The following is a 16,542-nucleotide window of genomic DNA, read 5'->3' as shown; positions in this document are numbered from 1 at the left end:
TGCGGTGACCTGCGTACGGGCGTCGCCCGTACGGCTCAGGTGGCGTCCAGGTCGTAGGGCGGACGCTCGGCCGGCTCGGACTTCTTCGTCATGTCGATGGTTCCGCCGGACGAGCCGGACACGGAGCCGTCGGAGCCGGAGCCGATGGCGGCGGTGGAAGAGGTGGGCGAGGACGACGACTCCGACTCGCGGCCGTGGACCGCGTCGGTCAGCTCGGCCATCTCCTTCTTCAGGTCGAAGCCGTTGCGGATCTCCTTCAGCCCCAGCTCGTCGTTGTCCATCTGCTTGCGCAGGAACGTCTTGGGGTTGAGGTCCTCGAACTCGAAGTCCTTGAACTCCGGGCCGAGTTCGCTGCGGATGTCCGCCTTGGCGCTGTCCGAGAACTCGCGGATCTTACGGATCGTCCGCGTGATGTCCTGGATCACCTTCGGGAGCTTGTCCGGGCCGAAGACGAGCACGGCGAGGACGACGAGCGTCACCACCTCGAGCGCACCTATGTCATTGAACACCTGAAGCTCCTTGCGATGTCCTCGGTCCCGATTCGCGGGCCTCGGCAGGTCTTCCGCGGTCCGGGCCGGATCCACGGTACCCGGCCATCCCCGCGATCCGGTACCTTCGCACGGCTTCGGACCGCGCCCGCACGACGGTTTTCCCAGCTGTTTGCCTGCCGGGGGCCGGGCGGGAGACCGGGCGGGGCTCCCGCCTGTGACGTTGCTGTCAGTACGGCGCCGGCGGCCCGGCCGCCGGCCGACGGTCAGTCGCCGCCGGACGAACCGAGAGTGAGCGTGACCGTCCGCCGGCTGCCGTCCCGCAGAAGGGTCAGCTCCAGCCGGTCGCCGGGCCGGTGGGCACGGACCTTGACGATCAGCTCGTCGCCGGAGTGGACCCGCTGGCCGTCGACCTCGGTGATGACGTCACCCGGCCGGATGCCCGCCCGGTCGGCGGGGCCGCCCTCGGTGACCCCGGCCGCGCCCGAGTCGCCCTTGGCGCCGATCCGGGCGCCGTCGCCGGAGTAGTCCATGTCGAGGGTGACACCGATCACCGGGTGGCTCGCCTTACCGGTGTTGATCAGCTCCTCGGCGACGCGCTTGCCCTGGTTGATGGGGATCGCGAAGCCGAGCCCGATCGACCCGGCCTGGCCGCCGTCCGACTCGGAGCCGCCGCCCGCGGACCGGATGGCGCTGTTGATGCCGATCACCCGGCCCTTGCCGTCGAGGAGCGGTCCGCCGGAGTTGCCGGGGTTGATCGGCGCGTCCGTCTGCAGCGCGTCCACGTACGACACGTCGCTCACGTCGCCGCTCTCGCCGCCGGCCGTGATGGGCCGCTCCTTGGCGCTGATGATGCCGGAGGTGACGGTGTTGGCCAGGTCGAAGGGGGCGCCGATGGCGACGACCGGGTCGCCGACCCGCACCTCTTCGGAGTTGCCCAGGGGAAGGGGTTCGAGGCCTCTGACGCCGGACACCCTGACGACGGCCAGGTCGTAGCCGGTGTCCCGGCCGACGACGGTGGCCTTGGCGGTCTCGCCGCCGCTGAAGGTCACCGTTATCTCGCCGTCCGTGCCGGCGGGGTCGACGACGTGGTTGTTCGTGAGGATGTGACCCCGCTCGTCGAGCACGAAGCCGGTGCCCGTGCCCTGTGCGCTCGCCCCGCTCACATGCAGGGTCACGACACCGGGCAGCGCGCCGGCGGCGATACCGGCGACGCTGTCGGGCGCCCGCCCGGTCACCCCGTCACCGGTCTGCGGCAGCTCGACCGCCCCGACCCCGCCGTTGCGCTCCAGATACGCGCCCACGGCTCCGCCGATGCCACCGGCCACGACGGCGATCAGCACGGCCCCCACCAACAGACTCCGTCCCCTCCGTCGGCGACGCCGCGCCCCGCCGTCCACCGCGGCACCGTTCTGCTGCAACGACCCCGACCCGGCCCACGGGTCGTAGTTCCGCCAGGGCCCCTGCGGGGCGGTGGGGTGCGGCCGGGCGGGATCGGCGTAGGCGGCCGGCGCCGGTGGAGATCCGTCCGCGTAGACGGCCGGCGCGGGCGTGGCCCCGCCCGCGTAGGGCGGCGGCACGGCCTGCGCGGAGTCACCGAAAGGCGGCGGCCCCGGCTGGGAGGGATACGCGTAGGAGGCGCCCGGAGGATGCGCGGCCGCGCCGGGCCCGGGCGCGTCCGCGTACAGGGCGGCCGTCGCGGGCTGCTGGGCGGCCGCCGGTACGGGGGTCTCGTGGGCCGGCGGCACCGGAGCGGGCAGCGGTGTCGCCGAGGCCGCTTCGATGAGCGTCGCGGCGGTCGGCACCATGCGCGTCGGCGCTTCGGCCGGAGCCACCTCGTCGTGCGGCTGGGCCCCCGCTGCCGTGGGCACGGCTGGTGCCGGGCGTCCCGTCTCGGCGGTCGTCCCGTGTGGGGGAGTCGTCGCCGGGTGCTGGACCGGCGGAGCGGGCGCCCAGGGGCCGGGCTCGCCGTAGGGAGGGGTGCTGTAGGGATCGGGGTCGTGCAGCGGCTTGGGGCCCTCAGAGGGCGCGTCAGAGGCGCCCAGGGGCCGTGTTGCGCCCGAGGGCCGGGACGCGACGACAGCGGTGTCGGCCGAGGCGCTCGCGGAAACGGCGGATCCGGGCTCGGCGGTTTTCCGCTCGCCGGACCCGGACTCCGCGGACGAACCGCCCGGCTCGCCCACCGCACCGCTCCCGCCCGCGCTTGCCGGTCGCTCCAGTTCGAAGTCGCCGTCCGGGTCGCGCGCGGGGTGGGGGGCCGTCGATGTGCGCGCCCGGAGCGTGGCTTCGGCAGCCGGGCGGGCCAGTTCGAAGTCGGACTCGCTGTCGGAGTTCGCACGGTGCGCACGGGAAGAGGCGTGGGAGTCGCCCCGGGCGTCGCCCCTGCCGGGATCGGTCATCGTCACCGGCCGCTCCAACTCGAAGTCACCCTCGGTGTTTTCCCCACGGACCGCGTCGACAGTCCCCGTCGTCGCCCCGGTGCTCCCCGGGACGCCGCCGGCCTCCGTGGACCCGTCGGGCCCCGCGGAGTCAGCACGCAGCGCAGCTCCCCCGAGCCCCGCCCCGGCGGTCCCCGTGGCGACGGGGATTTCCGTCAGTCCGTCAGAACCCTGGGCGTCTTTGTGGTCCCCCGCCGTGTCGGCCCCCGGGCCGTGCGCTCGGGGGCGGCTCCACCATTTCGCCTTCGTGGGCTTCCCCTCGTTCATGCTCTCCCCACACCTAGGGCCCGTCCCGAGGACCGGCCCGCCGCCCACCGCTCGCCGAGTGCCTCGGGCCGGGAGCGGCCCGAGCGGACACGGCCCACCCCGGATTCAACCAGGTTCACGGGCCGGCGCGCAGAACTCGGGTGTCAGCGGAGGACGGGGGAGGTGGGTGTGGGAGACGAGGTGGAGTCGGGGGCCGCCAGCAGGCCCGGTCCCGTGAGCTCCGGTGCGGAGGACCAGTCGGTCAGCTGCAGCGGCGGTACGGCGGTGAGCGGACCTATGAGCGGGGACAGGACGGCCGCGCCGACCGGCACCGGCGCGTTCAGCGGGTGTACGCCCTGACGGTCCCGGCCGGCCGGAGCAGGAACTCCGGGCAGCAGGGGCGCGGCGATCTCCGTCGGGGCGACGGGCGTCTCGCCCAGGGACTGTTGCCCTTGCCCCAGCAGCGGCCCCATGGTGGATCCCCGGCGGCGCTGCGACTCGGGGGTCGGGACCGTGCCCGCGGCCTGCGTCCGCAGCGGGGTGACATTGCTGCCGGAGCCGGGACCGCCCCGGGCGTCCGCCGTCTCGACGGGAGCCCCGCCGGTCACACCGCCGAGGGCGATCGCGGCCAGCGACACCGCGCCCGCCGCCACGAAGGCGAACCGCATGCCGCGCGAGGCCGAACGCTCGGACTCCGGCCGGCTCACGGCGTGGATCCGGAAGCCCCGTTCACCCGTGCGCCGGGTGCCGTCGGTGGCTCTCTCCTCCCGGTCCGCACGGTCGTCCGCGTCCCCGTCGCCGGGGAGATCGCGTCCGCCGCCCAGGAAACCTCGGTCGCCCGGCGTCCCGCGGTCGCCGAGGAAACCCCGCCCGCCCAGGAAGCCACGGTCACCGAGGAAGCCACGGCCGCTGGTCAGACCCCGGCCGCCCAGTGCCCCACGGCCCTCCGAGGGTGTCAGAGCGCCGCCGTGAGGTCCCGACGGGACGTATCCGAAGGAGTCGCCGCCGACTCCGTAGACGCCGAAGCCCGCGAAGTCACGGGAGTCGGAGGGATCGGGCAGACCCGGCCCGCCGACCGCGCTCCCGATTCTTCCCGCGAAGCCACCGGACAGCGGTGAACCGCTGTCGCCGCCCGCCGGAAGCATCTGGAGGCGGGCCAGAAAGCTCTCGGAGGGGGGCGGCGGGGCGACCTCCGCGAAGACGTTCTTCAGACGGCGCTGCTCGTCCGCCTCCGTCTTGCACTTCCCGCAGGTGGCGAGATGTGCCAGGACGCGGTCACGCGCCTCATGACCGAGCTCTCCGTCGACCAGGGCGGAGAGACGGTCTCCCAGGTGCTGCTCGGCAGGCGTAGGACGGGATCCACTCACGCGGTCGCGCCCCCTCCTCCCAGCACGGGCACCCGCGGCACCGTGAACCCGCGGCGCTGCTCGGCCCGGGCCTCCGGGGAGCGGTGCGCCAGGGCCTTGCGGAGCTGGGAGCGGCCGCGGTGGATACGCGAGCGGACCGTGCCGAGCTTGACGCCCAGGGTCGCGGCGATCTCCTCGTAGGACAGTCCCTCGATGTCGCACAGGACGACGGCGGCGCGGAACTCGGGCGCCAGGGTGTCGAGGGCCTGCTGGACGTCGGCGTCGAAGTGCGCGTCGTTGAAGAGCTGCTGCGGGGTGGGCTCGCGGCTGGGCAGGCGCTCGGCCGCGTCGTCCCCGAGGGCGTCGAAGCGGATGCGCTGCTTGCGCCGGACCATGTCCAGGAAGAGGTTGGTGGTGATGCGGTGCAGCCAGCCCTCGAAGGTGCCGGGCGTGTACGTCGACAGGGAGCGGAAGACGCGGACGAAGACTTCCTGGGTGAGGTCCTCGGCGTCGTGCTGGTTGCCGGTCAGACGGTAGGCGAGCCGGTAGACGCGGCCGCTGTGGGTGCTGACGATCTCCTCCCAGGTGGGGGGAGTCCACGCCTGCGCGTGCGCGTCCGTGGTGAAGGTCGCGGTCTGGGCGACGGCGGCGTGGCTGTGGTCAGCGGTGTCGTTCACGGATTTCGGCTTGCCCGCCGATCCGAGGAAGCGCCGTAGCACTCCTCCCCGATCCCCGGGCGCGGCCGCACCTCCCCTGTCGGCTCTGGTGGTGTCCAGTGGAGCCCCTACCATAGCCACCTCGCCCGTTAGCTCCGGATAAGCGGTTTTATAAGAAATTGATGTGCGCCGATATGGCTCATTTCGCTGACGCGGCCCAGGTGGCTCCGTCAGCACCAGCCCCGAAGCACGCGCCCGCTCGTCGGACCGATCCATCCCGTGCCCCCCGTCGCGGCCCCCGTCACTCACTCATCCCTTTAAACGACCGGTCCCATCAGGAGGTTCCCGACGGCAACGGATACAGTCACGCCCAGGCAACCACGGGGACATAAGGAGAGGGCCATTACCGGCAACCGGCTGACGAGCTGGGCGTTCGCCGACGCCTTTGTCGCCGAGGACGAGGCGCTGCGCTGGGCCCGCGACCGGGCCCGGGAGGCAGGGCTGCGCTCGGTGTCGCCCGGCACGGGCGCCGCGCTGCGGGTGCTCGCCGCCACCGTGGACGCGAAGGCGGTGGCGGAGATCGGGACCGGGACCGGTGTCTCCGGGATCCATCTGCTGCACGGTATGCGGCCGGACGGGGTGCTGACCACCGTGGATCCGGAGCCGGACCACCAGCAGTTCGCCCGGCAGGCGTTCCGCGCGGCCGGCTTCGCCAGCAACCGCGCGCGCTTCATCCCGGGCCACGCGCTGGACGTGCTGCCACGGCTCGCGGACGCGGGCTACGACCTGGTCTTCTGCGACGGCGACCGGCTGGAGTGCCTCGACTACCTCGCTGAATCGTTGCGGCTTCTCAGACCCGGCGGGCTCGTCGCCTTCGAGGGTGTCTTCGCCAGCGGACGCACCGTGGACTCCAACCCCCAGCCGACCGAGGTCATACGGCTGCGGGAGCTGCTGCGCACGGTCCGGGAGAGCTCCGAACTCGTGCCGTCCCTGCTCCCGGTGGGCGACGGTCTGCTCTGCGCGGTCAAGCGCTGAGGGACGCCCCCGCGGGGCCCGTCCGGCCCCCGCGGACCTTCCGGCACAACAGCGCCCCGGCACCGCCGAGTGGGGCGGTGCCGGGGCGACTGAAAGGGTATGGTCGCTACGCGCGTCAGCCGACGACCTTCTTGAGGGCGTCGCCGAGGGCGTCTGCCTCGTCCGGGGTCAGCTCGACGACGAGCCGTCCGCCGCCTTCGAGCGGAACTCGCATGACGATGCCCCGCCCCTCCTTGGTCACCTCGAGCGGGCCATCGCCCGTCCGCGGCTTCATGGCCGCCATGCTCGTACCCCTTCCTGAAACCAGCTCATCGCCTAAGCCGACGGCCCGGGAGGGCAGGCGCGGGCCCACCTGGGGACACGCGACACCGGCATCGAACACATTGCTTCCAGGCCATTATCCCGCATCTCATGACCCGATGACCAACATCGGTCGGCATCGCTTGGGCAACGCGCGCGAGCAAAACCACCCAATTCGGCGGTGTGACTGCGATACTGCGCCACCGCACGGTCCCGGGCCGGTGCTCGGCCATTGGTGATTCTTTGACGCAGGTCACACGTCCGGCCCCGGCCGTCCCCCGTGATCTCCGCCATGCTGTGCTGTGACGAGGGCGTACTGACCAGTACGTCGCCTGCCGCGACACCGGAGGGGAACCCCCATGGCCGACACCGTGCTCTACGAGGTGCACGACGGACTCGCGACGATCACGCTCAACCGCCCCGAGGCGATGAACGCGCTGGACATCGCGACGAAGGTGGCCCTGCGGCAGGCCGTGGAGGCGGCCGCCGGGGACGACGCGGTGCGCGCGGTGCTGCTGACCGCCGCCGGGGAGCGGGCCTTCTGCGTGGGGCAGGACCTCAAGGAGCACATCGGGCTGCTGGCCGAGGGCTCGGGGCAGGTCATGAGCACGGTCAGGGAGCACTACAACCCCGTGGTGAAGGCCCTCACCGAGATGCCGAAGCCCGTGGTGGCCGGGGTGAACGGGGTGGCCGCCGGCGCCGGCCTGGGCTTCGCGCTCGCGGCGGACTACCGCGTGGTCGCCGACTCCGCCTCCTTCAACACATCCTTCGCCGGGGTCGCGCTCACCGCCGACTCCGGGGTGTCCTGGACCCTGCCCCGGGTGATCGGCCCCGGCCGGGCCGCCGATCTGCTGCTCTTCCCGCGCAGCATCAAGGCCCAGGAGGCGCACGAGCTGGGGATCGCGAACCGGATCGTGCCGGCGGCCTCGCTGCCCACGGCCGCCGAGCAGGTGGCGCGGATGCTGGCCGAGGGGCCGACGGTGGCGTACGCGGCGATCAAGGAGGCGATGGCCTTCGGGTTCTCCCACTCGCTGGCTGAGACCCTGGAGAAGGAGGACGAGCTGCAGACGCGGGCAGGGGCCTCCGAGGACCACGGGATCGCGGTGCGGGCGTTCGTGAACAAGGAGACGCCGGAGTACCGGGGGCGCTGACCGCTCGGCGAGCGGGGGAACCGCGGTCCGAGCGGTAGGTCGCGCGGTTCCCCGGGCCCCTCAGGGGGCGCTTCTGGCGACGCAGGTCTCCAGGTGGTCGTCGACCAGGCCGCAGGCCTGCATCAGCGCGTACGCCGTCGTCGGGCCGACGAAGCGGATGCCGCGCTTCTTGAGGGACTTCGACAGGGCGGTGGACTCGGGGGTGACCGCCGGGACGTCCGCGAGGGTCCTCGGGACCGGGCGGGTCGCGGGGTCCGGGGCGTGCGACCAGATCAGCTCGTCCAGCTCGCCCGGGGCCCAGCCGGACAGCTCGCGCGCGTTGGCGATCGTGGCCTCGATCTTGGCGCGGTTGCGGATGATGCCGGGGTCGCCGAGGAGTCGCTCCTGGTCGGCCTCCGTGAACACGGCGACCGAGGCGATCTTGAAGTCGGCGAAGGCGGAGCGGAAGCCCTCGCGGCGGCGCAGGATGGTGATCCAGGAGAGACCGGACTGGAACGCCTCCAGGCAGAGCCGCTCGTACAGCGCGTCGTCGCCGTGGACCGGGCGGCCCCACTCCTCGTCGTGGTACGCGATGTAGTCCTCGGTGGACAGGGCCCACGGGCAGCGCGGTGCGCCGTCGGGGCCGGCCAGGGCGGTGCCGTCGGTCACCGGTGCTCACCCTCCTCCGGCTTGTGCAGCGAGGTCACGGAGGACGCGTGGGCGCCCGCGAGGGCGGACTCCAGGTCGGCGATCCGGGCGTCCCGCTCGGCGATCTCGGCGCTGAGCCGGCCGAGGGCGTCGTCCACGTCCGCCATGCGGTAGCCGCGGACGGCGACCGGGAAGCGGAGCGCCTCGACGTCCGCGCGGTTGACCGGGCGGTCCGCCGGAAGCGGGTCCTGGAGCCGCTCGCCCTCGGCCTCCGGCAGCACCGCGTTGTCGCCGCCGCCCACGACGGCGAGCGTCACCGCGGCGACCACGACGGCGAGCGCGACGACCAGGAACAAGAACATGAACATCGCTGGGTCCCCTCGAATGTGTTCGGCTCCGATCGTGCCATGCGAGTCTGACAGTTAAGGTCGCAGGCGTTCGGGCAAGACCGCCGATCGGCGGGACGTACGGGGGGAGGGCACAGCGGATGCTCAGGCTGGGCAAGCGGGAGTTCGGCCCGCACGAGCCGGTGATCATGGCGATCGTGAACCGGACCCCCGACTCGTTCTACGACCAGGGGGCCACCTTCCAGGACGAGCCGGCGCTCGCGCGCGTGGAGCAGGCGGTCGCCGAGGGCGCGGCCGTCATCGACATCGGCGGGGTGAAGGCGGGGCCCGGGGAGGACGTCAGCGCGGCGGAGGAGGCGCGGCGGACCGTGGGATTCGTCGCGGAGGTGCGGCGGCGGTTCCCCGAGGTCGTCATCAGCGTCGACACCTGGCGGCACGACGTCGGCGAGGCCGTGTGCGAGGCCGGGGCGGATGTCCTCAACGACGCGTGGGGCGGGGTCGATCCCCGGCTCGCGGAGGTCGCGGGGCGGTACCGGGTGGGGCTGGTGTGTACGCACGCGGGTGGGGCCGAGCCTCGTACGCGGCCGCATCGGGTCGAGTACGACGACGTGATGGCCGACATTCTCCGGGTCACCGTGGGGCTGGCCGAGCGGGCGGTGTCGCTGGGGGTGCCCCGGGAGTCCGTGATGATCGATCCGGGGCACGACTTCGGGAAGAACACGCGGCACAGTCTGGAGGCGACCCGGCGGCTCGGGGAGATGGTCGCCACGGGGTGGCCGGTGCTGGTGTCGCTGTCCAACAAGGACTTCGTGGGCGAGACGTTGGACAGGCCGGTGAAGGAGCGGGTGGTGGGGACGCTCGCGACCACGGCGGTCTCGGCCTGGCTGGGGGCTCAGGTGTACCGGGTGCACGAGGTGGCGGAGACCCGGCAGGTGCTGGACATGGTGGCTTCCCTCGCGGGGAACCGGGTGCCGGCCGTCGCCCGGCGGGGGCTTGCCTAGTTCTCTCGCCCCCGCCGCCCCTCCCCGTCCCCTCCTGAAAGGGCTGCGCCCCTTCGACCCCCGTCACGGACTCGGGGCTCCGCCCCGGACCCCGTTCGCGCAGTTCCCCGCGCCCCTTTCGGGGCGCGTGGGAGAACCCGCGGATTACCTGCCCGCCTCCTTCGACACCAACGCCACCGCCTCGTCCACGTCGTCCGTGACGTGGAAGAGGGTCAGGTCCTTCTCCGCCGCCTTGCCCTGGGCGATCAGGGTGTGGGTGAGCCAGTCGACGAGGCCGCTCCAGTAGGACTCGCCGAACAGGACGATGGGGAAGCGGGTGACCTTCTGGGTCTGGACGAGGGTGAGGGCCTCGAAGAGTTCGTCGAGGGTGCCGAGGCCGCCGGGAAGGACCACGAAGCCCTGGGCGTACTTGACGAACATCATCTTCCGGACGAAGAAGTAGCGGAAGTTCAGGCCGATGTCGACGTAGGGGTTGAGGCCCTGTTCGAAGGGAAGCTCGATGCCGAGGCCGACGGAGGTGCCGCCCGCTTCGAGGGCGCCCTTGTTGGCCGCCTCCATCGCGCCCGGGCCGCCGCCGGTGATGACGGCGAAGCCGGCCTCCACCAGGCCGCGGCCGAGCCGGATGCCCGCCTCGTACTCCGGTGAGTCGGCCGGGGTGCGGGCGGAGCCGAAGACGCTGATCGCGGGCGGGAGTTCGGCGAGCGTACCGAAGCCCTCGATGAACTCGGACTGGATGCGCAGGACGCGCCACGGGTCCGTGTGGACCCAGTCCGAGGGGCCGCCCGCGTCCAGCAGCCGCTGGTCCGTGGTGCTCGCCTGGACCTGACCGCGTCTGCGCAGCACCGGCCCCAGCCGCTGCTCGTCCGGTGGCTGCTTCTTGCCCTCGGGGTTGCCGGTCGCCATGTCCGCTCCCTCCGCCGTGCTGGTGGTTCACCTCAGCGTAGATCCATACGGGTTACGGACGGGGGACGTGAGCGTGTCCGCCCCTGATCCGTCACCCGGGACGCCTCACGCCGTCAGCCAGGACCTCAGGCGTTCCTCGCCCGCCAGGATCAGCGCCGGGTCCACGCGTTCGTCGCGGCGGTGCGCCAGGTGCGGGTTGCCGGGGCCGTAGTTGACGGCCGGGACGCCGAGCGCGCTGAAGCGGGAGACGTCCGTCCAGCCGTACTTGGGCTGGGCCGTGCCGCCGACCGCCTCGATGAAGGCCGCGGCCGCCGGGTGGGACAGGCCGGGCAGCGCGCCGGGGCTGTGGTCGTCGACGGTGAACTCCTCGACCCCGCAGTCGGCGAAGACCTCGCGGACGTGGGCGACGGCCTCCTCCTCGGTGCGGTCGGGCGCGTAGCGGAAGTTGACCGTCACCACGCACGCGTCGGGGATGACGTTGCCGGCGACGCCGCCGGAGATGCCGACCGCGTTGAGGCCCTCGCGGTACTCCAGGCCGTCGATGACCGGGTACCGCGGCTCGTAGGACGCCAGCCTGGCCAGGATGGGGGCCGCCGCGTGGATGGCGTTGGAGCCCATCCAGCCACGGGCGGAGTGGGCGCGCTCGCCCCTGGTCGTCAGCAGGACCCGCAGGGTGCCCTGGCAGCCGCCCTCGACCTCGCCGTTCGTGGGCTCCAGGAGGACGGCGAAGTCGCCCTCCAGCCACTCGGGGTGGGCCTCGGAGACGTGCTTCAGGCCGTTCAGGTCCGCGGCGACCTCCTCGTTGTCGTAGAAGACGAAGGTCAGGTCGCGGTTGGGGGCCGGGACCGTGGCCGCGATGCGCAGCTGGACCGCGACGCCGGACTTCATGTCGCAGGTGCCGCAGCCCCACAGGACGCCGTCCTCGTCGAGGCGGGAGGGGACGTTGTCCGCGATGGGGACGGTGTCGATGTGGCCGGCCAGGATCACGCGCTCCGCCCGGCCCAGGTTCGTCCGGGCGACGACGTTGTTGCCGTACCGGTCGACCGTGAGGTGCGGCAGGGCACGCAGGGCGGTCTCGATCGCGTCCGCGAGGGGCTTCTCGGTGCCGCTCTCGGAGGGGAGGTCGACGAGGCGCGCGGTGAGCCGCGCGGCGTCCAGCGTGAGGTCAATGGGGGTCTCGGCCATGTCCCCGACCCTAACGCGCCGCCGGGACGGGGCCGCCCGGCGAGGGGACTCCGTCACTCCCGCCCCGCTGTTCACATCACTGTTCACAAGACCTGCACGAGGGCCATTACCGTCCAGTACCTTGGACCGCGTGTCGGAGCCGTACCCCTTCCCCCCAGGTCCCCGTCCCCGCCGTCGCGGCCGTCGCGTGCTGCAGTGCATGGCGGCTTTCGTGGTGCTCGCCGCGATCGGGGCGTATCTCACCGTGCAGTATCTGACCGGGGGGAACGGCACACCGCGGTGCGTGGTCGTGTCCGGGACGGACGACGGGCAGTCGTACGAGTTCACCCCCGAGCAGGCGGCGAACGCCGCGACGATCTCGGCGGTCGGCACCTCGCGGAAGCTGCCCGAGCGGGCCGTGACCATAGCCCTGGCGACCGCGCTGCAGGAGTCGGGCCTGCGCAACATCGCGCACGGCGACCGGGACTCCCTCGGCCTCTTCCAGCAGCGGCCCTCGATGGGCTGGGGCACCGAGCGGCAGATCCAGGACCCGGTGTACGCGGCGGGCGAGTTCTACGAGCACCTCGTCAAGGTCGCCGACTACGAGCGGCTGCCGCTGACGGTCGCCGCCCAGAAGGTGCAGCGCAGCGGCTACCCGGAGGCGTACGCCAAGCACGAGCCGGACGCCACGCTGCTCGCCGCCGCGCTGACCGGACGGTCGGCGGCCTCGCTGACCTGCGAGGGGCGCCGGGAGACGACCGGCACCGGCACGGCAGCGGCGGGCGGACCGGCCGCGGTGCGCGGCGCGCTCGCGCGGGACTTCGGGGACGACGCGTTCGAGTCGGCCGCGGCGGTGGTGAGTTCCGAGGGCGGCGCCTCGGCCGAGTCGAGCCCGTCGCCGAGTCCGAGCGTCTCCCCCGGCTCCGGGACGGTCACCATCCCCCTCACCGACGCCGGGGACGCCGGACAGGTCCGGCGGCGCGGCTGGGAGCTGGCGCACTGGGCCGTGGCCAACTCCTCCCGGCTGGGCGTCGAGCGCGTCACGTTCGCGGGCCGGGAGTGGGTCGCCGAGGGCCGGGCCGGTGCGTGGCGCAAGGCCCGCGGGACGGCCGGCGAGGCGGCGGGCTCCGCCACCGAGGTCCGAATCGTCACTGGACAGTAGGCCGCGAGCCTCACCCGTGCGGGGGACGCGCGGCGCGCGGGGTGGACGGGGTGCGCGGGATGCCGGCTGCTCACCCCCATGTCGTGGGATGCCTTGGGGCCACAGGGCCGTAAGGATTCGGCAGACTGTCGGACCGGGTGGCGTTTGTCCGACTGAATCCGCATTTGATAATGCGACGCATTGCAAACTCTTTACGTCGGGTCGCCGCAACCTTCAGGGGCTTCGAGCGGTAGTCACTGCGTCCGAGCCCGGAACGGTCAACTCCCGGGCACGGTCGGACACTTCAACGTTCTCTTCCGTCAAAGGAGCACCATGTCCCTCCCCCTGACCCGCCGGATCGCCCGTGCCGCGCTGCTGACCGCAGCGGGAGCGGCCTCCGTGGTCGGTGCGGCCGGCTCCGCGAGTGCGGCGCCCGAACTCCCGGCCACCCCGAACCTCGGCGGTCTGTCCGCCGTGGACGGGGCCAACGCCGGCTCCACCGTGGACGGCGCGACGCAGAACGTCACCGGGGTCGCGAGCGACACCGGCACCAAGGCGGCCAAGCAGACGCTGCCGACCGTGAGCAAGACCGGCGGCAAGGCCGTCAAGACGACGACGCCCGTCGCGCAGAAGGCCGCCGGGCAGACCGCCGGGTCCGCCGGGACCGTGCTGGGTGACACGACGAAGACCGCGACCAAGGGCGGGCTGCCCACGGGACAGCTGCCGGCCCAGAGCCCGCTCGGCTGACGCCCGGCCGAACCGTCCGAAGGGGCCCGGGGTTTCCCGGGCCCCTTCGGGCTGTCCGCTGGCGCGGTGAGGTCATCACGGCCGAGGCCGTGCGGGGCGCGGGCGCTACGCCCCGGCCAGGCGCTCCACGGCCGCCGCCACCCGCTCGTCCGTCGCCGTGAAGGCCACGCGGACGTGGTGGTCGCCCGCCGGGCCGTAGAAGTCGCCGGGGGCCACGAGGATGCCCAGGTCGGCCAGGTGGGCGACGGTGGTCCAGCAGGACTCGCCCCGGGTGGCCCAGAGGTAGAGGCTGGCCTCGCTGTGCTCGATGCGGAAGCCGTGCGCCCGAAGGGCCTCGCCCAGGGCCGCGCGGCGGGCGGCGTACCGGGCACGCTGTTCGTGGACGTGGGCGTCGTCCCCGAGGGCGGCGACGACGGCGGCCTGGGTGGGGGCCGAGGTCATCATGCCGCCGTGCTTGCGGATCTGCAGGAGCGGGCCGAGGACGGCCGGGTCGCCGGCGAGGAAGGCCGCGCGGTAGCCCGCCAGGTTGGAGCGCTTGGAGAGGGAGTGGACGGCGACGATGCCCTCGTACGAGCCGCCGTTGACGTCCGGGTGGAGGACCGAGACCGGGTCGGCGTCCCAGCCCAGCTCCAGGTAGCACTCGTCGGAGAACAGCAGCACGCCGTGCTCGCGGGCCCAGGCGACGGTGCGGGTCAGCTCGGCCTTCGACAGGACCCTGCCGGTGGGGTTGGACGGCGAGTTCAGCCAGAGGAGCCCCAGGCCGGCCGGGTCCAGGGACGTCGGGTCGTCGTAGGCCACGTGCTCGGCGCGGGCCAGGCGGGCTCCCACCTCGTACGTCGGGTAGGCCAGACGCGGGAACGCGACCCGGTCGCCGGGGCCGAGGCCCAGCTGGGTGGGGAGCCAGGCGACGAGTTCCTTGGAGCCCACGATCGGCAGGACGTGGTGGTGGGTGACGTCGCGGGCACCGAGGCGGCGCTCCAGCCAGTTCGTGATCGCGTCGCGCAGCTCGACGGTGCCCCAGACCGTCGGATAGCCCGGCGAGTCCGCCGCCGCGACCAGCGCCTTCTGGATCAGCTCGGGCACCGGGTCGACCGGCGTGCCGACGGACAGGTCGACGATGCCGCCGGGGTGGGCGGCGGCCGTCGCCTTGTACGGCTCCAGCTTGTCCCAGGGAAAGGTGGGGAGGCGGTCGCTGACTGCGGACACGAAATCTGGCTCGCTTTCTCGTGCGGTCTCGTCCGTGCGTTCCCGGGCGGTGGGACGGGCGCGTAGGTACCGCCCGTACGGCGAACGCCTCGGTCCCGTACGGCGATCATGGTGACCGGGCCGTACGGGACCGAGGCGGCGCGGACGCGGGCCGCCGGGGCATCACCCCCGGCGTCCGCGGCGTCGCTCTCAGGCCTGCGGCGGGAGTGCGGCGACGAAGGGGTGGTCGCGCTCGATCAGGCCGAGCTTGCTGGCACCACCGGGCGAGCCGAGTTCGTCGAAGAACTCGACGTTCGCCTTGTAGTAGTCCTTCCACTCCTCCGGGGTGTCGTCCTCGTAGAAGATCGCCTCGACCGGGCACACCGGCTCGCAGGCACCGCAGTCGACGCATTCATCCGGGTGGATGTAGAGGGACCGCTGGCCCTCGTAGATGCAGTCGACCGGGCACTCCTCGATGCACGCCTTGTCCTTCACGTCGACACAAGGCTGCGCGATGACGTAGGTCACGCTGTCGTTCCTCCTCGATAGGGCGCCGGCGGGCCTCCTCAGGCTCCGCCGCCTGGCGCGCGGGAGCGCGGCGTCGTCGATGCCCGCACCTAGTATCTCCGTTCCTGGGCATGATCCGAACAGGAGGGGTGGACAGACCTGTGGAAATCTCTGCCGGTGGACGTCTCACGATCCGTGTCTCCGCCGCTGACGTGGGCAAACGCGTGTCCGTGCGGCGCGTCGACGACGATCCCGCCGGGGGTGGGAAATTCACCGACACGGTTGGTGTTCTCACATCATGGGACGAGGGCGCACTACTGATCACCCGGCGGGACGGGGAGCGGGTGCGGATCGAGGAGTCGTCGCTGGTGGCCGGGAAGGTGGTCCCCCCCGCCCCCGCCCGCCGACGCGGCCCCGCCGCCTCGTTCGCGGAACTGGCGCGGGTCGCGGCACGCTCCTGGCAGCCGGTCGAGCGGGAGTCGCTCGGTGAGTGGGAGCTGCGGGCCGCCGCCGGATTCACCCGGCGCGCCAACTCGGTGCTGCCCCTCGGCGACCCCGGAATGCCCCTGGACGAGGCCCTGACGGCCGTACGCCGCTGGTACGCCGCCCGTGGGCTGCCCGCGTTCCTCCAACTGGCCACGGGCGCCGAGGGCACCCACGAGATGCTCTGCGCCGAGGTGGCGGCGCGCGGCTGGGTCAGCGCCGTCACCGCCGAGGTGTGGACCGGGGCGCTCGCGCCGGTCGCCGACCGGGAGGCGGGCGGGGTCGTGCTGTCCCGGAGCGCGGACGAGGCGTGGCTCGGCCGCTACCAGCGCAAGGGCCTCGGCGAGGTCGCGCTGAAGGTGCTCGGGAGCGGGCCCTCGGTGTGGTTCGCGACCGTGCCCGGGGCGGAGGGCGCGGGGCCCGCGGCCATCGGGCGGTGCGTCGTGGACGGGCGGTGGGCCGGGTTCTCCGCCGTCGAGGTCGATCCCGCCCAGCGGCGGCGGGGGCTCGCGACGACCGTGATGGCGGCGCTGGCGCAGCGGGCCCTGGACGAGGGCGCCTCGGCGGGCTGGCTGCAGGTGGAGACGGACAACGCGGGGGCGCGGGCGATGTACGGGGGGATGGGGTTCTCGGCGCATCACGCGTACCACCACTACCGGGAGCCGGGGCCGGAGGACGCCGGGCGGGGTGGTGCCTCGGGTGCCCGTACCGGCACGGGCTCCGGCTCCGGCTCCGGCTCCGAGCCGGACAGGGCGTCGTGAGCGGGCATCAGCCGGC

Annotated in this window: 17 protein-coding genes; 6 read left to right on the top strand and 11 right to left on the bottom strand. The window is 73.1% G+C overall.

All coding sequences use genetic code 11. The features are described 5' to 3' along the window. Positions 1 to 35: 35 nt before the first annotated feature. From H4687_RS30840 to sigE, 4 genes are all read right to left on the bottom strand, one after another. On the bottom strand, positions 36 to 509 hold the full coding sequence (locus tag H4687_RS30840) for a sec-independent translocase (protein WP_046913423.1): 474 nt from the start codon (positions 507 to 509) through the stop codon (positions 36 to 38). Between the two features lie 245 nt (positions 510 to 754). After that, complete coding sequence (locus H4687_RS30835) at positions 755 to 2,887, bottom strand: S1C family serine protease (protein ID WP_225968007.1); 2,133 nt, start codon at positions 2,885 to 2,887, stop codon at positions 755 to 757. A 449-nt stretch (positions 2,888 to 3,336) separates the two neighbouring features. Then, positions 3,337 to 4,539, bottom strand: a complete 1,203-nt coding sequence (locus tag H4687_RS30830) for an anti-sigma factor family protein (RefSeq protein ID WP_046913422.1) — start codon at positions 4,537 to 4,539, stop codon at positions 3,337 to 3,339. Continuing rightward, a complete protein-coding gene (gene sigE / locus H4687_RS30825; RefSeq protein ID WP_046913421.1) occupies positions 4,536 to 5,237 on the bottom strand; it encodes an RNA polymerase sigma factor SigE in 702 nt (233 codons plus the stop codon). Before sigE ends, H4687_RS30830 begins: the two co-directional genes overlap by 4 nt. Positions 5,238 to 5,507: 270 nt before the next feature. On the opposite strand from sigE, the gene H4687_RS30820 reads away from it, so the two are divergent. Beyond that, positions 5,508 to 6,209, top strand: coding sequence for an O-methyltransferase (locus H4687_RS30820; RefSeq protein WP_280634026.1), 702 nt, complete (start codon positions 5,508 to 5,510; stop codon positions 6,207 to 6,209). Between the two features lie 115 nt (positions 6,210 to 6,324). Here H4687_RS30820 and H4687_RS30815 read toward each other — a convergent pair whose 3' ends face one another. Beyond that, a complete protein-coding gene (locus tag H4687_RS30815; protein WP_003966491.1) occupies positions 6,325 to 6,492 on the bottom strand; it encodes a DUF3117 domain-containing protein in 168 nt (55 codons plus the stop codon). A gap of 376 nt (positions 6,493 to 6,868) precedes the next feature. Between H4687_RS30815 and chcB the strand changes: the two genes are divergently transcribed. Next, on the top strand, positions 6,869 to 7,660 hold the full coding sequence (gene chcB, locus H4687_RS30810; protein ID WP_046913420.1) for a 2-cyclohexenylcarbonyl CoA isomerase: 792 nt from the start codon (positions 6,869 to 6,871) through the stop codon (positions 7,658 to 7,660). 60 nt (positions 7,661 to 7,720) lie between these two features. Here the strand turns inward: chcB and H4687_RS30805 are convergent, their stop codons facing one another. Together H4687_RS30805 and H4687_RS30800 are read right to left on the bottom strand one after the other, a co-directional pair. Next, on the bottom strand, positions 7,721 to 8,308 hold the full coding sequence (locus H4687_RS30805; RefSeq protein WP_046913419.1) for a DNA-3-methyladenine glycosylase I: 588 nt from the start codon (positions 8,306 to 8,308) through the stop codon (positions 7,721 to 7,723). After that, positions 8,305 to 8,655 (bottom strand): DivIVA domain-containing protein, encoded by a 351-nt coding sequence (locus tag H4687_RS30800; RefSeq protein WP_005480592.1) that lies wholly within the window; start codon positions 8,653 to 8,655, stop codon positions 8,305 to 8,307. The genes H4687_RS30805 and H4687_RS30800 overlap by 4 nt, the downstream gene beginning before the upstream one ends. A gap of 119 nt (positions 8,656 to 8,774) precedes the next feature. Here H4687_RS30800 and folP point away from each other — a divergent pair, with 119 nt between their 5' ends. Further along, on the top strand, positions 8,775 to 9,635 hold the full coding sequence (gene folP / locus H4687_RS30795) for a dihydropteroate synthase (protein ID WP_046913418.1): 861 nt from the start codon (positions 8,775 to 8,777) through the stop codon (positions 9,633 to 9,635). A gap of 144 nt (positions 9,636 to 9,779) precedes the next feature. On the opposite strand, the gene H4687_RS30790 is transcribed toward folP, so the two are convergent. Beyond that, positions 9,780 to 10,538, bottom strand: a complete 759-nt coding sequence (locus H4687_RS30790) for an LOG family protein (RefSeq protein WP_046915566.1) — start codon at positions 10,536 to 10,538, stop codon at positions 9,780 to 9,782. 105 nt (positions 10,539 to 10,643) lie between these two features. Beyond that, a complete protein-coding gene (gene dapE, locus H4687_RS30785) occupies positions 10,644 to 11,723 on the bottom strand; it encodes a succinyl-diaminopimelate desuccinylase (protein WP_046915567.1) in 1,080 nt (359 codons plus the stop codon). A 130-nt stretch (positions 11,724 to 11,853) separates the two neighbouring features. Here dapE and H4687_RS30780 point away from each other — a divergent pair, with 130 nt between their 5' ends. After that, on the top strand, positions 11,854 to 12,864 hold the full coding sequence (locus H4687_RS30780; protein WP_417183592.1) for a heavy metal transporter: 1,011 nt from the start codon (positions 11,854 to 11,856) through the stop codon (positions 12,862 to 12,864). Between the two features lie 312 nt (positions 12,865 to 13,176). Then, positions 13,177 to 13,590, top strand: a complete 414-nt coding sequence (locus H4687_RS30775) for a hypothetical protein (RefSeq protein WP_046915569.1) — start codon at positions 13,177 to 13,179, stop codon at positions 13,588 to 13,590. Between the two features lie 105 nt (positions 13,591 to 13,695). Here the strand turns inward: H4687_RS30775 and H4687_RS30770 are convergent, their stop codons facing one another. Then, the gene (locus H4687_RS30770; RefSeq protein WP_046915570.1) at positions 13,696 to 14,796 is read right to left on the bottom strand and encodes a bifunctional succinyldiaminopimelate transaminase/glutamate-prephenate aminotransferase; all 1,101 of its coding nucleotides are present in this window, start codon (positions 14,794 to 14,796) and stop codon (positions 13,696 to 13,698) included. Between the two features lie 189 nt (positions 14,797 to 14,985). Beyond that, the gene (gene fdxA, locus H4687_RS30765; RefSeq protein ID WP_005480604.1) at positions 14,986 to 15,303 is read right to left on the bottom strand and encodes a ferredoxin; all 318 of its coding nucleotides are present in this window, start codon (positions 15,301 to 15,303) and stop codon (positions 14,986 to 14,988) included. A 140-nt stretch (positions 15,304 to 15,443) separates the two neighbouring features. Between fdxA and H4687_RS30760 the strand changes: the two genes are divergently transcribed. Continuing rightward, positions 15,444 to 16,526, top strand: a complete 1,083-nt coding sequence (locus H4687_RS30760) for a GNAT family N-acetyltransferase (RefSeq protein WP_046915571.1) — start codon at positions 15,444 to 15,446, stop codon at positions 16,524 to 16,526. The last annotated feature ends 16 nt before the right edge of the window (positions 16,527 to 16,542 follow it).

The sequence above is a fragment of the Streptomyces stelliscabiei genome, assembly GCF_014873495.1.
Lineage (GTDB): Bacteria > Actinomycetota > Actinomycetes > Streptomycetales > Streptomycetaceae > Streptomyces > Streptomyces bottropensis.
Note: the sequence above shows the minus strand (reverse complement) of the source record. Positions and strands in the feature narration are given on the sequence as shown.